Origin of the sequence: Anabaena sp. FACHB-595 (assembly GCF_048568275.1) — a bacterium.
Lineage (GTDB): Bacteria > Cyanobacteriota > Cyanobacteriia > Cyanobacteriales > Nostocaceae > Trichormus.
Genome location: NZ_CP183473.1, coordinates 3,377,559 through 3,393,884, shown reverse-complemented (window position 1 = coordinate 3,393,884; position 16,326 = coordinate 3,377,559). Strand labels below are relative to the sequence as shown.

The 16,326-nt window shown below is 41.9% G+C and carries 11 protein-coding genes; 5 read left to right on the top strand and 6 right to left on the bottom strand.

Annotation, left to right across the window (positions count from 1 at the left end):
• Positions 1 to 66 precede the first annotated feature (66 nt).
• Positions 67 to 1,260: a PD-(D/E)XK nuclease family protein gene (locus ACN222_RS13945; RefSeq protein ID WP_010996943.1), complete on the top strand. Its 1,194-nt coding sequence runs from the start codon at positions 67 to 69 to the stop codon at positions 1,258 to 1,260.
• A 14-nt stretch (positions 1,261 to 1,274) separates the two neighbouring features.
• Here the strand turns inward: ACN222_RS13945 and ACN222_RS13940 are convergent, their stop codons facing one another.
• Positions 1,275 to 4,844 carry an AAA-like domain-containing protein gene (locus ACN222_RS13940; protein ID WP_010996942.1) on the bottom strand — a complete coding sequence of 1,190 codons (3,570 nt, stop codon included), beginning with the start codon at positions 4,842 to 4,844 and terminating at the stop codon, positions 1,275 to 1,277.
• Between the two features lie 204 nt (positions 4,845 to 5,048).
• Entirely contained in the window at positions 5,049 to 5,435 is a 387-nt protein-coding gene (locus ACN222_RS13935) for a hypothetical protein (RefSeq protein ID WP_010996941.1), read from the bottom strand.
• A 264-nt stretch (positions 5,436 to 5,699) separates the two neighbouring features.
• Here ACN222_RS13935 and ACN222_RS13930 point away from each other — a divergent pair, with 264 nt between their 5' ends.
• The 3 genes from ACN222_RS13930 (at position 5,700) to ACN222_RS13920 (ending at position 9,484) form a co-directional block, all read left to right on the top strand.
• Positions 5,700 to 6,077 carry a hypothetical protein gene (locus ACN222_RS13930; RefSeq protein WP_010996940.1) on the top strand — a complete coding sequence of 126 codons (378 nt, stop codon included), beginning with the start codon at positions 5,700 to 5,702 and terminating at the stop codon, positions 6,075 to 6,077.
• Between the two features lie 62 nt (positions 6,078 to 6,139).
• On the top strand, positions 6,140 to 6,580 hold the full coding sequence (locus tag ACN222_RS13925; RefSeq protein WP_010996939.1) for a hypothetical protein: 441 nt from the start codon (positions 6,140 to 6,142) through the stop codon (positions 6,578 to 6,580).
• Between the two features lie 129 nt (positions 6,581 to 6,709).
• On the top strand, positions 6,710 to 9,484 hold the full coding sequence (locus ACN222_RS13920) for a tetratricopeptide repeat protein (RefSeq protein WP_096637268.1): 2,775 nt from the start codon (positions 6,710 to 6,712) through the stop codon (positions 9,482 to 9,484).
• 73 nt (positions 9,485 to 9,557) lie between these two features.
• Here the strand turns inward: ACN222_RS13920 and ACN222_RS13915 are convergent, their stop codons facing one another.
• On the bottom strand, positions 9,558 to 9,683 hold the full coding sequence (locus ACN222_RS13915) for a hypothetical protein (RefSeq protein WP_269083580.1): 126 nt from the start codon (positions 9,681 to 9,683) through the stop codon (positions 9,558 to 9,560).
• Positions 9,684 to 9,737: 54 nt separating this feature from the next.
• Between ACN222_RS13915 and ACN222_RS13910 the strand changes: the two genes are divergently transcribed.
• Positions 9,738 to 10,025: a DUF433 domain-containing protein gene (locus ACN222_RS13910; protein ID WP_044521494.1), complete on the top strand. Its 288-nt coding sequence runs from the start codon at positions 9,738 to 9,740 to the stop codon at positions 10,023 to 10,025.
• A 168-nt stretch (positions 10,026 to 10,193) separates the two neighbouring features.
• Here the strand turns inward: ACN222_RS13910 and ACN222_RS13905 are convergent, their stop codons facing one another.
• From ACN222_RS13905 to ACN222_RS13895, 3 genes are all read right to left on the bottom strand, one after another.
• Positions 10,194 to 12,143, bottom strand: a complete 1,950-nt coding sequence (locus ACN222_RS13905) for an FAD-dependent oxidoreductase (protein WP_096637152.1) — start codon at positions 12,141 to 12,143, stop codon at positions 10,194 to 10,196.
• 450 nt (positions 12,144 to 12,593) lie between these two features.
• Complete coding sequence (locus tag ACN222_RS13900; protein ID WP_010996935.1) at positions 12,594 to 15,116, bottom strand: HD family phosphohydrolase; 2,523 nt, start codon at positions 15,114 to 15,116, stop codon at positions 12,594 to 12,596.
• A 152-nt stretch (positions 15,117 to 15,268) separates the two neighbouring features.
• Positions 15,269 to 16,204 (bottom strand): ADP-ribosylglycohydrolase family protein, encoded by a 936-nt coding sequence (locus ACN222_RS13895; protein ID WP_010996934.1) that lies wholly within the window; start codon positions 16,202 to 16,204, stop codon positions 15,269 to 15,271.
• Positions 16,205 to 16,326 lie beyond the last annotated feature (122 nt).

Genomic DNA, 16,326 nt, shown 5'->3' with positions numbered 1-16,326 from the left:
CGCTTTAGATAACGTAATTGTTGAGTGTAGTGCGATCGCCTGACGACATTACTTAGCCTGTATGTTATGGTAGACACCTTTAAAGCTATGGAGGATACAGGCGTGTCAGATAGCTTGTTTAGCGCATTACGTAAATATCCCAAAAGCCAAGAACTCGATCCAATTGAGAATTTTATTACTGAAGGTTTTGCTTGGCTTTTGAGAAATAAAGAGTTGCTGGCGCGTGAATTTGTAGATTATCTCAATCAAAAATTACCAGAACCTCTTCCTTTAACTCACATATTACCTGAGTGGAAAACTCAATATACATTTCCTGGTGGACAAATAGATATGGTGGCAGATTTTGGAAAATTTGCCTTGATATTTGAACACAAGGTATGGTCATATTTACATCCAGGTCAATTAGATAAATATCGTGAATATGCAGAAGCAAATTTGAAATGGTCACAAGGATACAAATTAATTCTAATTACTGGATTAACTCGACAACATGAACAACAGCCTGATTTAGCTCTGAATTGGAGTGATGTATATAGGTTTTTGAAACATTGGTTAGAAACAAAATCAGAAGATAGTCTAGTTCATGATTTTATAGATATGCTTGCAGAGGAGAATTTAGGCCCAGCAGCACCAGTTTCTTATGAAAGTATAATTTCTTATTTACCTGCTCAATCATTAATACCTAATCTGAAAAACATAACATTACGCGCTGCTGAAGCAGATTGGCGTTGGGTAGCAGAAAAAATTGGATTTAATAAAGATGCACCTATTCCTTTTATGGAAGTGAAATATCAGTGGGGACGATTAGGATTAGATATTTTGGATGGGTGGTTTCCAGGTATATTCATTGGTACTCTTTTAGATGGTTCTGATCATCGTGTGCAGCCTTCCAAGCCCTATTTAAGTCCCGATTTCTGCTTGATTATAACTTTTGATATACACAAATGGAAATCATTTGAAGGACATTTTTTGCATTCTGATGAATATACTAAATTACGCTCAAGATTGAAAAGCAATTTCGGTAAATGGGATTTTCACGATCACATATTTGAAGTAGCGAAACCAAATCGTTGGCATCCTCTTCATCTCAGGAAACCTTTAGCTGAAGTATTTCGAGGTACTATCACCTTTGAAGAGCAAGTTGAAACCTTTATTTCTCAAGGTCGTGAAGTGATTGAATTGCTGCTTGCTGGCGGTGAATTAGAAGCTTTAACAAATCGGCTTCATCCTCTTGCTAGAAATAATATTTCTGCTGTTTAACGATGAGTTACTGACTATAATGCTTTTACTGTACCGAGCTTATCGCACAAAACCCTCTCATGCTCTTTGATATCTGCACTATTGAGTAAATAATCCCTCACGCAATTACAAGCCTGCGCCAACAATTTCTCAGGACTGGAATCAAAATCTAAATTCCAGAGAGTGACTTTACCCAGGGAATCAGAGGAAGCCAAAACCTTTCCATCTGGGCTAAAACTCACGCTTTTAACTCCAGCATCAAGACCTGAAAGGGTTTGCATCTGTCCTCCTTTAAGGTTCCACAGCTTGACTGTCATGTCTTCACTGGCTGTAGCAATGGTTTCTCTATTCGGGCTAAAACTTACAGCATTCACCTCACCTCTGTGTCCCAGCAGAGTCAATAGCTCTTTCCCCTGTCGGTTCCAGAGTTTCACGGTTTTATCTTTACTGGCTGTGGCGATAACTTGACTATCAGGACTGAAGCTTACAGCCTGTATCCCTGCTTGATGTCCTTTGAGGGTAACTAGTTCTTGTCCCTGGCGATTCCAGAGTTTAGCCGTTCCATCTTCACTTGCGGTAGCGATAATTTGGTCATCAGGACTGAAACTAACATTTCTCACGCCGGCTTGATGTCCGCGCAAAGTCATGATTTCTCTACCATTCAAATTCCACAGTTTAACTGTTGTATCCCAGCTTGCACTAGCGATGGTTTTACTGTCGGGGCTGAAAGTTGCGCTTCTGACATCTGCTTGATGTCCGTGCAAAGTTGCTCTTTCTTTACCATTTAAATTCCACAGTTTGACTGTTTTATCTCGGCTGGCGGTAGCGATAATCTGTCCATCTGGGCTGAATTGCAGACTTCTTAAGGTGTCGCTATGACCGTTAAGTGTTACTAGTTCTTGTCCTTGGTGATTCCAGAGTTTCGCCATTGTGTAACGACCAGTTGTACCCAAAATTTTACCATCAGGGCTAAAACTAATAGTTCCTGCCGCAGCTTCACCAAGATTGAAACTTAGGGATTGAAATTTTCCGGCTTCCCCGTTTTCCATATTCCACAATCTCACCGTCCCATCTTCGCCACTGCTAACTAGAAGTTTTCCATCTTTGCTTAAGTTGACACCCCAAACAGCATCGGTATGTCCCCAAAAAACTTGCAATTCTTCGCCTTTGCGGTTCCAGAGTCGCACGGTTTTATCCGAGCTTGCAGTAGCAATAGTTTGACCGTCGCGGCTGAATACTGCACTAGCAACGGTATCACTATGACCGCGTAGTGTTGCTAGTTCTTTCCCTTGTAAATCCCAAATTTTCGCGGTTTTGTCTCGACTTGCTGTTACTAGGTTTTTGCCATCCTCACTGAAATTAACATACATTACCCAATTCTTATGGCCTCCCAGAGACAATAATTCTTTGCCATCTAAAGACCAAACCTTTGCTGTACCATCTCGACTAGCGGTAGCAATCATGTTTCCCTTGGGGCTGAAATGGACAGCAACAACTGGGGCTTTATGGGTAGGGAAAGATTTTAACTCCTGTCCTTGGAGGTTCCAGAGTCTCATTGTCCCATTCCATTCCATTGATGCCACTGTCTTACTATCAGGGCTAAATCCGATACACGCTACCCAATTTTGATGAGTTAAGGTGGCAATTTCTTGACCATCCTCCACACGCCAGACTTTCACGGTTTTATCTCGACTAGCACTGACCAACATTTTGCCGTCAGGGCTAAAATTAACGCTCCACACTGCATCCGTATGACCACGCAAGGTATGCAATAATTTACCGTCACGCTGCCAAATTTTCACGGTTTTATCCCAACTGGCACTGGCGAGTTTTTCTCCATCGGGGCTAAATTTAACTCTTGTGACTACATCCCCATGACCTACTAAACGATTGCGTTCACGTACCCAATATAGAGACTGACGTAAATTCTTTTCTACCTGCACCTGTAATTCTGTATCTGCGTTTTTCCAACCAATCTGGTTTAACTTGATACCAGCCTTGAGACTTTCGAGTAAAGCATCAAAGTTATTATGGGACTCAAAAGCTGTTTCTGAGGAGAGAGCCAAAGCTTTAATCTCGCCTAAGCTTACTTGTCGCTTTTGTTGCGCGGTTTGCCATGTAAGTAAACCTGATAATCCCAAAAGAGAAACAGTCACTAGAGACAGGGCGGATAATCTCACCACTCCCTGCCTAATTGTTTGTTTTGCTTGCTGTTCGGCGGTGAGAAGGATTTGGTTTGCTTGTTGAGATGCAATTAGCGCACTCTGTACCTCGCGTTTCTCTAGTTCCTCACTGGCGGCTAAAAAGCGATAATCCATATTACTCAAACTCTTGCCCTTGGCCCAAGTTTGAGCATCTTTGAGGGCTTGTCCTCGCAGCAGGTTGGTTTCATCCTGATAATTTGAGGCTACCCAAGCGTTAATTAAATCTGCGTAGGGACGTAACTTTTTTAATTGCTTCTCTACCCACTCTAAATTAAAAACTTCTTGATAGATGCGATTATAAACTTGTAAGCTACCTTGTTTTTTAACAACTAACCCTGATAGGAGCAATTCGATTTTTTCTGGTGAATCGTCGGCAGGCACATTATCGTTTTGTAAGATTTGCAGATATAGTCCCAATAATCTGCTGGCGCGTTGTTCGTGGCAAAGTAATCTGTCGCGGATGGTTCTTAAATGGGGTGGTTCATCGAGGGAAGCCCAATTTTCGACGATATGCGATCGCACTATAGCAGATACTTGGTCAGCTATCGCCTCGCTTGGAGTCAATATCTCCTGCATCAGTTTCTTGAGGAAAGGGGATTCTATGGCAGAAAAGCTTCCCTGTTCTCCTGTTTCCCAATGCCAATGCTGTGTAACTAATTGACAAAGTTTTTGAGTTAAAAATGGTTGACCTCCCGTCCAAGCCAGTATTTCCTTCAGTGCTGCTTGAGGATTTTCTACTGTATTCGCCAATCCTATTTCTAAAGGTTGAACTTCTGCCAGATTAAACCCATTTAACTCAATTGCTCGTCCAATATTAAACGGTGTGCGAGCTTTATCTGTAATTAAATCGGAAGGCGTAGCCACACCCAACAGCGCAAAAGTAAAACGCTTATGTTCGTGACAAGCACGAATCAGGGCAAAAAAATCATCAGTATTAAATGGCAAGCTAATAGTACTGTCGATTTCATCAAAGAAAATCACAATTGGCTGCTGAATCAATTCCGGTAAAACAGATTGTAATAATTCAGCCAAGCGACCGACTGGAGACAGGTCTTGTCTTTCTCCTAACCAATTATGAACATTAACTTCAGTAGAAAGCTGGAAACTCCGCACCAGTCGCATAATGATGTCTGCATACCACTGGTTAGAGGTGATGTTGCTGTTGCCAATTCCTGAGAGGTCAACTGTTGTACAAGCAATACCATCTTCTTGCAGACGTTTAGTAACCTGCACCCGCAAGCTAGATTTACCCATCTGCCGACAGTTGAGAACGTAACAAAACTCACCTGCTTTGAGAGCATTGTAAAGCTCTTTGTCTGCCTGCCGTACTACATAGCTAGGTGCATCAACTCTGAGACGACCGCCAACTTGATATTCGTAGGATGAAGTTAGTTTTTGCACGGGTATCTCTGCCTGACAATTCTGAATTAATGCGATACTTTACAAAGTTGACTGCTATATTTATAGAGGTACTGCCCGTGGCTGTCGATGTAGAAAAGTTAAGGATTTTCCTCACTTAACTTTGGCGATTGGCAAGTTGTCAAGGGAATTGTAGAAGGTGAAAGTACACGTTTACGTCATTTCGTTAGTCCATTGCGAATTGGTTTAATATTGAGTTTTAAATTTGGAATTTTGAACACCTTCTAATTTGGGTTGGTTTAATAATGTGGGTGATAAGTGAAGGAATTGCCCTTGTATTGCATTAATTCCGTCTTCAGAACCCTTTGGCCCTCTTGGTCTAGGACGTTCCCGTAATCCTGACGGATTAATTATAGTTGTTTCTTGTACGGCTTCAATTTCATGACCACCGGGGCCACGGGGTCTAGGTCTTGATACTTCATCTACACCAGTGCTTGGTATCTGGGCAATGTAACTAGCATCTAGTCTCTGAATCTGGGAAGCGTTATAATTATTGCTTGCCAAGCTAGGCAAAGCAGTGAGTAATATAGTTGGTAATGCGATCGCTACACTATAAATTTGACTATTCATCATTAACCTACGTTTTTTGTTAAATAATTACTCGTAGCCAAATCACCGGAAATCACAAATAAAAACAAGCTACAGCCATATCTGTATAGATATTGCATTGTGATTGTTAACTACAAACTCAACTTACAGCATTCCTGATTTCCAGAAAAAATTCCCTACATTATTTCAATAGATGTGACTTGTGTTTTTTATGCACAAAGACTAGTAACTACTAATAAAAGTTGTTGACGGTTGACGGTTGACTGTTAACAGCCTTCACGATTGATTATGCAACTTAAAAGCAGAATAGCTTATTACTCCATAATGTTATATCTGTGTGCTAGTGAACTCACTGAAAAAACTTGCGTTGGTCACGAAACTAAGTTGATTGGTCACGAAACTGAGTTGATTGGTCACGAAACTAAGTTGATTGGTCACGAAACTAAGTTGATTGGTCACGAAACTAAGTTGATTGGTCACGAAACTAAATTGATTGGTCACGAAACTGAGTTGATTGGTCACCAAACTAAGTTGATTCGTCACGAAACTAAGTTGATTGTGGACGATAATCTCCGACAGACAGCCTCTTACACTCCGCGCCCCTCTGCGCTTACCTCCGCGACCCTCCGCGTTAAAAATCCCCGAAAATCTAAATTTCCCGCTTAAATTACGGGAATATACACACCAGCCATGTGTTAATAAAAGATATGCCGATAATAAAATAGTACATGGAACCACTAACTACTGCGGCGATCGCCATTGGCACAGTCCTAGCCACCAAAGCCTTAGAAAGAACCGGGGAAATAATCGGTGAAACTCTCTGGGATAAAACTAGTAAGTTTCTCGTCACCTTGAGAAAACACTCTCCCCAGACTGTAGTCGCCATTGAAAAAGCATCAGACGAACCCCTGGATTATGGTAAAGCTGTAATTGATGTAGAAACAGCAACTCAAGCGCACCCAGAAGTTAAGCAAGCTGTACAGGAATTAGCCGCAGCAGCAGAAGTTAATCCTCCCAAAAATTTGGCTCAAATTCTCGAAGAAATTAAAGCAACCATAGAAAAATCGCAACATCCATTTCCTACAACTTTTAACCAAAACATTCAAAAAGCAGTTAATGCCGCACAAAATCAAACTATTGACCAAAGAGGTAGTAGTTTTAATTTTTGACTACAGTCGTCTGGCAGGGAACAGACAAAGTTAACCCCCACAAAATATATACCTCGTGGTTCCGTTCATTTCGTCGGTCGAGAACAGGAACTCAGACTGCTGCATGAAGATTTGCAGCGTGGTAATTATGTGGCAATATCAGGGATGGGAGGCATAGGCAAAACCGAATTAGCCACCCAATACGCCAGACGATATCAAGCTAATTATGATGGTGTTGCTTGGTTTAATGATAGAGCCAACAATCTCGCCGCCGGAATTTTGGAGTCTTTTATCGGTCTTGGTTTAGAGATTCCCCAAGAACTAGGGGGAAGACTATTAACCCTCAAGGAACAAATCGCTTGGTGTTGGCTGCAATATGCTGAATCTCTTTTACCCATATTAATTATTTTTGATGATGTCACAGACCTAGCCAACTTACGGGAAGTTATCCCCACTGATAACCGTTTTCGCGTTTTAGTGACTACTCGCCTGCGGAATTTAGAACCAAATTTTATTCAAGATATTCCCTTAGATGTTCTTTCCCCAGAAAAAGAACCAGACAAAGCATTAGAACTGTTAAAAGGACTGTTGGGAAACACAGACAGGCGAGTTGATAATCAACCAGTCTTTGCCAACGCAATTTGTAAATCTCTGGAATATTTGCCTTTGGGGATAGAGTTAGTGGGGGCTTATTTGCGACAAGACCCGGATTTGTTTCTAGATGTCATGTTAGAACAATTGCAACAGCGCAAATTAGCAGAAGCAGCCTTACAAAACCGGGAAACCCTCACCTCAACCCAATTGGGAGTGAAAGCCGCCTTTGCTTTAACATGGTCAGAACTTGACCCATTAGCCCAACAATTAGGCAGATTTTTGAGTTTATTTTCTCCCCAGTCCATTCTGTGGGATTTGGTGGTGTGGGTGGCGACTAGTGGAGGAGAGGAAGAAGATGACCCCTCTCCAAACCTCTCCCCGACGCGGGGAGAGGCTTTAATTCCCCCATGCCCTGGTAGAGAAGGGGGGTTAGGGGGGTTAGGTTTGTCAGCAGAGGAATTAAACGAGGCAAAAAAGCAACTCTACAAACGTAACTTGCTGCAACTGGTACAAGACAGCCAAGGATATTATCAAATTCATACTCTAGTGCGGTGGTTCTTGCAAGAACAATTAACTGATGCTTGGGAGATGAAAGCGGTTTTAGAAAACACCTTTGCTTGGGCGATGATAAATAAAGCTCAAAGTCTTCCTCCGTTACCCACCTCGAAGGATATCGAACGCATCAAAGATGTTGTTCCCCACATTGAAGACTTAGGAAATCGGGTAATTGACGACATTAATCAAGCAGGTGAGGAACAGATAAATTCCCCAGCATCAGTCCCCAATGATGAAGTAATTTGGGTATTTGTGGGCGTAGCCAGATTTTACAACGGACAAGGACTATATCAATTAGCAGAACCTTGGAATCAGGAATGCCTCAAGGTTTGCCAAGCTGTATTTCCAGGCGACCATCCCAATATGGCTACTAGCTTGAACAATTTAGCTGAACTTTACCGTAGCCAAGGCAGGTATAGAGAAGCAGAACCCCTGTTTATTGATGCTTTAGCGATGACAAAGCGCCTGTTTGTGGGCGACAATTTCGATGTCGCACTAAACTTGAACAATTTAGCTGGACTTTACTATAGCCAAGGCAGGTATGGAGAAGCCGAACCCCTGTTCATTGATGCCTTAGCCATGACAAAGCGTCTGTTTGTGGGTGACCATCCCAATGTGGCTACTAGCTTGAACAATTTAGCTGAACTTTACCGTAGCCAAGGCAGGTATGGAGAAGCCGAACCCCTGTTCATTGATGCCTTAGCCATGACAAAGCGCCTGTTTGTCGGCGACCATCCCGATGTAGCTAGTAGCTTGAACAATTTAGCTGGACTTTACCGTAGCCAAGGCAGGTATGGAGAAGCCGAACCCCTGTACATTGATGCCTTAGCCATGACAAAGCGCCTGTTTGTCGGCGACCATCCCGATGTAGCTAGTAGCTTGAACAATTTAGCTGAACTTTACCGTAGCCAAGGCAGGTATGGAGAAGCCGAACCCCTGTACATTGATGCCTTAGCCATGACAAAGCGCCTGTTTGTCGGCGACCATCCCGATGTAGCTAGTAGCTTGAACAATTTAGCTGGACTTTACCGTAGCCAAGACAGGTATGGAGAAGCCGAACCCCTGTACATTGATGCCTTAGCCATGACAAAGCGCCTGTTTGTCGGCGACCATCCCGATGTAGCTAGTAGCTTGAACAATTTAGCTGGACTTTACCGTAGCCAAGGCAGGTATGGAGAAGCCGAACCCTTGTATTCGGAAGCTTTAGCCATGAGAAAGCGCCTGTTTGTGGGCGACCATCCCGATGTGGCTACTAGCTTGAACAATTTAGCTGCACTTTACAAAAGCCAAGGCAGGTATGGAGAAGCCAAATCCCTGTACTTGGAAGCTTTAGCCATGAGAAAGCGTCTGTTTGTGGGCGACCATCCCGATATGGTTATTAGCTTGAACAATTTAGCTGCACTTTACAAAAGCCAAGGCAGGTATGGAGAAGCCAAATCCCTGTACTTGGAAGCTTTAGCCATGAGAAAGCGTCTGTTTGTGGGCGACCATCCCGATATGGTTATTAGCTTAAACAATTTAGCTCTACTTTATGAAAGCCAAAGCAGGTATGGAGAAGCCGAACCCCTGTACTTGGAAGCTTTGCAGATGTGTCAACGGGTGTTAGGGGTTAATCATCCCACTACGGTGGTAATTCGAGGAAACTTGGCATTTCTGCAACGCCAGTTAACTCCCGTTGCTATTTGGCGACGGCAATTAGGTAGAATTTTACAATTATTGTTGAGAATATTCTTTTTACCATTCTACTGGTTATGGCGATCGCTAAATCGTCATTAATTGGGTAGTTTGGTGGGGTGCGTCAGCATGAATAATTGCTGAGTATATTTAGGTTCTATCGCACTGACGCACCCTACATCTTGGATATTTTTTGATCTGGTAGTTCCTTAAATCGCGTTGCGATCGCTTTGCCATATTGTAGGCGATCGCGCGGAACGAGATCATTGTTTTGCTGCAATTGAATGTGAAATACTGCCAAGCGATGGGAATGTTAACCTAGTTTATGTAAAAACAAAATATCGAGGAACAAACCTTGGTAACTATCACTGATATCGGTACACTTATTACCAGAGATTCTAACTTCCGTGGTGGTCGTCCCATTATTGCCGGAACAGGTACATCTGTGCGTCGAATTGCAGCTTTATATAAGCAAGGTTATAACGCCGAAGAAATTGCTGCTGACAAAAACCATTTGAATATAGCGCAGGTCTATGCAGCGATAACTTACTATCATGCTAACCGGGAAGAAATTGATACAGATTTGGCAGAAGAACAAGCAGAGTATGAAAGACTAGCTGCACTACATAAAGCTGCAACTTAAAAATGAGTATTATTCGTTTATATTTAATTTAAGAGAGCATTCAAATTATACGCATTCTTTATGCAGGGCAAGATATAGAAAGAATTTTAGAGCAAGAATGATATTGCTTAGGGATCTACAAAAGATGCAGATACCCGACTTTTTGAAAAAGTCGGGTATCTATAATCCTTAAATCTGCAACAAACCCTCTGGATTCACCGATAAAAGCGATCGCCTCTGCAAACCTTCTCGGTGTAAAATCTCATTAGCTGCGATTAAACCACTACTGACGGCGCGTTCCATTAAGCCGCAGGGAAAAGGCATTTTTACCCAATCACCAGCAAATAATAAGTTAGAAATGTTTGTACTGGTTTCTGGACGTTCTCCATAACTATTTGGTGGATAGCCAGAAAAGTTATGTTGATTCACTAATTCCCGATGCAGGAGTTTTGCTTGCTTCAACTGGGGGACTATCTCATATAATTCGTTTTCAAAGGTAGTTAACAAAGCTTCTTGGGTGGGAAATTCTTTTTCTTTGTAACAATAGGCGTGTAACTCCACTACACTACCACCAGTCTTTTTTGACCAATCAATAAATTGTTGCTGAATGCGGTGATATAAGGTGATGCTGTCGGTTAACTGATAGCCAGATAAGGAAGTAAAGTTACTTTGTTCCCACTCAAAATCTTGATCAAACCAGAAACGACACACAGCAAAAGGATCAGCGATACTCAAGTTTTCCACTTGCGATCGCACTGTTTGATCTACATCACCACTAATATGCTTAAATAATTGTTGCACTCCAGGTACATCGGTAGCAAACACGTAATAATCTGCGGTGATTGTCTCTGGTAAGGGTGCATCATTGGTTGTAGCTAGCAGTTGCAATTCATCATTTTGTTTTTGTACAACCTGCAACTTTTGTAAATCCCGCTTGGCTGGCCCCTTCAACACTTTACCATCAGCCGCAAACTCAGCCCCATGACAAGGGCAACGGTATTTACCATCTGTGGATTTTTTCACAGTACAACCTTGATGAGTACAAGTGAGAGAAATTGCTGTTTCGCTACCAGATTCTACAGCAAATACTTCATCAGCAGCACCAAAATATTCTGTTTTTTCTTCAGTAATAACTGAGTTACGTTTTACCCAAAAAGGGACATTATTTTGATTATTGCCAACATAATATTTCAAGCCTTGAATTTTACCATCCTTGGCAATAATTTCACTCACCGTAGCATCAGTGATAATTGTCCCACTCTTATTTTTCACACTCTTGGCAATGGGTTGGACTAAACTTGTCCCCATATCATCTTTCGTACCATTAAAAGCCAGTCCTTCTGGATTGCCAAAAAAATAAAAATGGAAGAATTGCATTAATTCTCCCACACTCATCGTATCTGGTGCGTTCAAGCTAGACTTAGCAAATGGGAGAAAATACAAATCATATAAACCTTGGGGAAATTCCGTTTTCACCCAATCAGCCACGGATATATTATCAAAGCGTTGATAATTCTTTTCTCGCTGAAAACCTGTGATGGCTTGAAATACTTGTAGGTGTTTAATCTTCGTTAAATTAATTCCCCATTGGAAGCGATTAGGAGAGGCGATCGCTAAGTCTACAATATTCCAAGGAAATGCTGAATGACTGGGACGAAAAACCTCTGGTTTGTATTGATCTCCTCGATAGACAACTGAATAAAAGTTTAATGATTGGAAATTCTCATTTATTCCCAGTTCTGCAACTATACTTTTCAAATTATAGTACTGGGGAAAAAAGCCATGAAAGCCATGTTCCATCATGAAGGTTTCGCCCACGGCTTCTATTTGCCAGCTAGCAATTTTACCACCGAGTTGGGGTGATTTTTCTATCAGTGTGACTGTAAACCCCCGTTGACTCAATTCATACGCACAAGCTAAACCCGCTAAACCACCCCCGATAACTATGACACTTTTTGCTTGATTCAGTAACCGTGGCAAACTCAAGGTATCTTTTTGAAATACCGTTGGCTTGGGCTTGGTAAACCGAGAGTATCCTGTTACTCCTGCGACTGCACCAACACCAAACACCTTTAAAAGGGTGCGACGGGATATATGGGATATATTAGTAGACTCTGGCAAATTAGATAATAAACTCATTGGTGATAAAATTAACTCTTCACAATGAAATACTGACGTAAATCTATAACTTTAAGCTCATCCCATCCCTAAAAGGGTATAGGATTTCACGTTGACAGTTGACAGTTGACGGTTAACAGTCATCAGTCAGCAGTTAACGGTGGCGATCAAGAAAATTGTCAATGATTTGACGTAGAAAGTGTAATAAATTACATTTGCTTACGATAATGCTGTATGTAGATTTGTTAGCATATATGTATCAAAATAAAAAAGCAACCCCTTGGATTAATACCAATGAGTAAATGTTTTGATAGTTTCAATCAACATATTCTGCTTTTGAATTGCACAATCCATCGTGAGTAATGTCAACAGTCAACAGTCAACAGTCAACAGTTAACAGTTAACAGTCAACACTCAACAGCCCTGATTAGTATTTATGCAATTTAGGCGCGTATTAGCTTAACGATCCAATTACCCCTTACCAGACTTCATCTTGGGATAAGCAATGCGTTTATGATGAAACTGTTGCCAAACTTCTACAAAGATTTCGGCAATTTGTGACATTTCTTCCCGTGTTAAACCGGAATCAATGAGTTGATTGTCTTGCCATCTAGCGCGGAGAATATTATTTAGTACAGTTAATGCCTGTTCAGTATTTACATCCTTGAGCGATCGCAGTGCAGCTTCACAAGCATCAGCCAACATCACTATTCCCGTTTCCCGCGATTGGGGAATCGGGCCGTCGTAGCGAAAATCCACTTCCTTGACGACAATGTTAGGATCTGCCTGTGCCATCTGTTCTGCTTGATGATGAAAATAGGCAATCAACATCGTCCCTTGATGTTCGGGGATAAAAGCTTGAATCGCTGTGGGTAAAAGATGTCTGCGCGCCATTACCAAGCCTTCACTGACGTGCTTTTTAATAATTTCTGCACTCTTCCACGGGTCTTTGATTTCCGTTTCGTGTTTATTTGGCCCCCCCATTTGGTTTTCAATAAAGCCCAGGGGGTCGTGCATTTTGCCAATATCGTGATACAAAGTCCCAGCCCTCACCAATTCCACATTACATCCCAGGTGTTTCGCCGCAGCTTCCGCCAGGGTTGCCACAAATAGGGTGTGTTGAAATGTCCCTGGTGTTTCTGTCGCTAACCGTTTTAATAAAGGTCGATTGGGATTTGCTAATTCTGCCAAGCGAATGGGGGTAACTAAATCAAATAGCTTTTCTAAATAAGGACTTAAGCCCAAAGCCACCACACTCCAAGCCAGCCCAGATAAAGTAAATAACCCTGCTTCTTGGAGGATGAGATACCAGGAGGAGCCAAAAGCCGCACCAATCAGGACTTTCATTAGTAGGTAAACGCCACCTTGAGTAAGAGCGATCGCCCCACCCAAAAGCGCTAATTCCTCACGCGATCGCAATCTGTGGGCGATGTAACTACCTAAAATTCCCCCAGCCGCACCAGCTACTAGCCCAATGGTGCTAATTTCCATACTCATGGGTAGTATGAACAGGAGTAAGCCGATAACTGTCATACTCAACTCCCGGCCATAGAAGCTACCCAACAGCAAACCGACAGCGCTCCAAGTCGTGTAGGGTACACCCATTGCCAGGACTCCTGGCGTACTCAAGGTAAGTAATAAAACTAACAGGCGATCGCGTTGTCTAAGTGGGCATTTACTCCGAGTTTCGACTAGAGCAAATATACAAATTCCCCCTGTCACCAAACCGCCTAATTTCAGCAAGGCTAACCAGTTATTTTCTCGGCTAATCAGTTGATAATGATCTAATACCTCAAAATCCCACTCAGTAATTTCCTTCCCTTTGTTAACGATAATTGCACCTCGTTTCACCTCTACCATCACAGGTTCAATAACAGATGCGGCTTTTTGAGCGTATTTTCTGGTTTGTTCCTCATCTTTCTTCAGATTTGGTTCCAGTACAGCCAACAATAGTTTAGTCGCTAAAGATTCCGCATTTTTGGGGACAAAAGCCTGCACTTGCAAAGTTACGGCATTTTGTAAAACACTTTGGGGTAAACCCGCAGGAATACCTTGGGCTAAAATCCGTTCTGCACCTTGGCGGATTCCCTTTTGTGTTTGAGTCCATTCATAATCTGACAATTCCAGGAGAACAGTTTCGTGATAAATTGTCTGTGTTGTAATTGTATCTACGTGTAAAATTTGGACTCTAGCTTGGGCATAAGCTTCCCTTGCTTGAGTAATTTGGTTGATGAGTCTAGGCAAATTTTGATTGGCAGTTGTCATCCGAAAAGTAGCTAATTCTGCCAACGCTTGCACAAACTGAGTGTTTGTAGAGACTTCAGGATTTTGTGTTTTTGGGGAAGATATACTTTCCTCTGGTTGACCAGCGTCAATAGAAATACCTAGAACTGGACTTTCCTGACTGAGGGAAACTGTCGGAGGGGGAAATACTAAAGAAGTTTGTGTTTTCGTATTCGGGAAATTCTGGGAATTTTCTTGTTTGTGCAGGCGAGTCCTGGGTTTTTCTAAGAACAATCCCAACCTTTTTTGACCCGTATTTTCTAAAGCCATCAGCATCATTTGCCATTCTGCATCAGAACAAGAGCGCAGGTAATGCTGGCTAGATAAGGACAGGACTGAAGTATCATAAAAAGGGAAAGAACCAGCAGATATGCGAATTTCGTTCCCCTGCTCCAGCATTTTCTCTAAGTTTTGGTCGATTTGTGCTGTGATTTTGGCATCGACCATTAACACTGGTGTCGAACTTTTACTAGCTGCTTTGCGCTCAACTTCAGTACGCTTTTTATTTTCGATACTAGCAGTATGAGGCGCTTTAATCGTTTGGGGTGCAACAGTCCCTATTTTCAGCTTTGGTTGATTGTATAACTTATGACCGATTATTCCCGTAAGAGAAACAACTGCGATCGCCAAAACAACGGATGAACGCTGTTCATGCACCCAGCCCAGATTTGCTGCATCTACCCAACTTTTCTTTTTGAACGATTTTGCCATTTTTTGCTAGGTCTCTCAGGCTCAAAAGCTGATGCAACGAGCTTTTTCCACGGTTACGAATTTCTTCAGGGATTAGGGAATAAGTAAGTTATGAGTAGATAGAGAGTTATTACTTCTAATTTTGAATTGATCTGCTCCCTGCTTCTTCCTCTCTAACGCCCTCGAATAATGTGAGGCGCTGCATAAACAGAAAATGGAACCGGTTGATTAAGCATGATAAACCCTGATTCTGAAAACTCTCTGGAATGTAGGGGAAGATTATACACCCCCGACCACACCGCAGCAAGAGCATCGGCCAATTCTAGCATCTGCCAGAGGTTGGTTTCTTCGTTGGCTGCTGAGTTAGTTGGTAAAAGTGAAGTCTGCCAATTAGCAGGAATACCTACAGTACTGTTATAACCTCCAGACAAAGCACCAGTAATAGCTGTTATTGTCTGTGAGTGAATAGATTCTAGTTGCAAACTACGCAAAACTGAGAAACGAAAGTCTTCCAAGGTGCTGAGAAAGCAATAAAATGCCACAGCAGTAGCATAAGAAAGTTTCTCTTCTCTACTCAACTCAGCTTGTAGTCTTTCTAAACCGGCCTGTTCTTCTAACAGTTTGTGTATTATTAATAATTTTTGTGGAAGTAATGTCTTGGTTTCTCCAATAAAAGAGATTATTTGCGGTATCAGGGTGTGGAGGTGCAGCTTTTCTGTCAGTGATTGAGCGATCGCATACCCTATTGCTAGTGTACTATCACGAACAACTAGAGCATCATCCCAGATATTTGACACCCGCGCCAAATTTTGACGCAGTTTCACAGGATTTTCATGAAAAAAAAGCGCTACTGGGATTGTGGCAAAAATTGTATTGTTTTTGATACCTGAGGTTGCAGATGAAGCAATAAATTCTTTTTGATAAAGTGCTAGCCACTCATCTATATCTAGATTTCCCAGCTTAATTAAACTTTCAGTACCAGGAATAATACTTCTAGCAAAGTTGGAGGAACGTTCGCTGTTATTCTTTACTCCACCCTTAGCCAAATTTTCCCCTAATACTCCTCCAACAAAAGCACCCTTAAACCTACTAACCAACGAGTAGCGCATAATCTTAAAAAGTTAAAAGCAAGTTATTCTACCTTTTTACTTTTAACTTTTTTAACAGGAAAAGTGCTGAGTTTAAGCGAGGTTTTAAACCTAACTTTTTTTCATAAATAGATTCTTTCTCA

What these genes read in the sequence shown, in the direction of transcription:
- ACN222_RS13925 (WP_010996939.1), top strand. Translation starts at nt 6,140, where the DNA reads ATGGAACCACTAACTACTGCGGCGATCGCCATTGGCACAGTCCTAGCC.
- ACN222_RS13935 (WP_010996941.1), bottom strand. Translation starts at nt 5,435, where the DNA reads ATGATGAATAGTCAAATTTATAGTGTAGCGATCGCATTACCAACTATA.
- ACN222_RS13945 (WP_010996943.1), top strand. Translation starts at nt 67, where the DNA reads ATGGTAGACACCTTTAAAGCTATGGAGGATACAGGCGTGTCAGATAGC.
- ACN222_RS13895 (WP_010996934.1), bottom strand. Translation starts at nt 16,204, where the DNA reads ATGCGCTACTCGTTGGTTAGTAGGTTTAAGGGTGCTTTTGTTGGAGGA.
- ACN222_RS13905 (WP_096637152.1), bottom strand. Translation starts at nt 12,143, where the DNA reads ATGAGTTTATTATCTAATTTGCCAGAGTCTACTAATATATCCCATATA.
- ACN222_RS13900 (WP_010996935.1), bottom strand. Translation starts at nt 15,116, where the DNA reads ATGGCAAAATCGTTCAAAAAGAAAAGTTGGGTAGATGCAGCAAATCTG.
- ACN222_RS13930 (WP_010996940.1), top strand. Translation starts at nt 5,700, where the DNA reads ATGCAACTTAAAAGCAGAATAGCTTATTACTCCATAATGTTATATCTG.